The sequence below is a fragment of the Streptomyces sp. NPDC002144 genome (assembly GCF_053593695.1).
The window spans coordinates 1-1,011 of record NZ_JBSFDB010000174.1 but is presented as its reverse complement, the minus strand read 5'-3'; the positions used below and the strand labels follow the sequence as shown (position 1 = coordinate 1,011).

Sequence of the window (1,011 nt, the reverse complement as noted above, 5' to 3'; positions counted from 1 at the left end):
CTAGGTCGTTTCTGATGGCTCTTGGTGGGCGGGGTGGATCTCCTAGTTGGCCGGGCAGGACGCCCGTATGGTGCGGCGACACGAGCTCACGGACGCGCAGTGGCGGAAGATCGAGCCTCTCCTGCCCGGGAACGGCAAGCCGGGTGGGCAGTGGGCGGATCACCGCAGGGTGATCAACGGGGTGCTGTTCCGGGCCCGGACCGGGGTGCCGTGGCCTGACCTGCCGGAACGGTACGGCCCTTGGCAGACCGTCTATGAGCGCCATCGCCGCTGGTCGGCCGACGGCACCTGGCAGGCCGTCCTTGAGGAGTTACAGATCGAGGCGGATGCCGGCGACCCGGACGGGGCGCTCGCCGGCCAGGCGGGCCGGCAGGAGTGGGCGGTGAACATCGACTCCACCTCCTGCCGGGCGCATCAGCACGCGGCCGGAGCGCCTCGCAAGCCCCCGGCCGACCACCCGCAAAAAGGGGCGGAGCGCGTGAGGAGGCAGATGGGCGGGAGGCGTTGGGGCGCTCACGGGGCGGGCTGACCAGCAAGGTCCATCTACTCTCCGACGACCGGGCCCGCCCGCTGCACTGGCTGACGTCGCCCGGTCAGCGCGGTGACAGCCCGATGTTCGCCCCGGTGCTGGACGGCTTACGCATCCGGCGCCGCGGACCGGGCCGCCCGCGGCGCCGGCCGGACCGGGTCCGCGGCGACAAGGCCTACTCCAGCCGCGACAACCGCGCATACCTGCGACGGCGCGGCATTAAAGCCACCATCGCCCAGCCGGACGACCAGCGGCTGCACCGCAGGCGCCGGGGACGAGGCGGTGGCCGGCCCCCGGCCTTCGACAAGGTCCAGTACCGCCGTCGCAACGCAGTCGAGCGGTGCGTGAACAAGTGGAAGCAGTTCCGCGCGGTGGCCACCCGGTATGACAAACGTGACTACATCTTCAACGGCACTCTGACCGTCACCGCGATCGTCATCTGGCTCCGAGACACCGTCCAAGAGCCATCAGAAACGACCTAG

At 70.6% G+C, this 1,011-nt stretch carries 1 protein-coding gene; it reads left to right on the top strand.

Annotated features, from left to right (window positions below):
* Positions 1 to 70: 70 nt before the first annotated feature.
* Positions 71 to 1,011 (top strand): IS5 family transposase gene (locus ACWCQ1_RS52160; RefSeq protein ID WP_451030144.1). Its coding sequence is split into 2 segments (ribosomal slippage): positions 71 to 434 and positions 434 to 1,011, totalling 942 coding nucleotides; the frame shifts between segments, so codons are not numbered across the junction.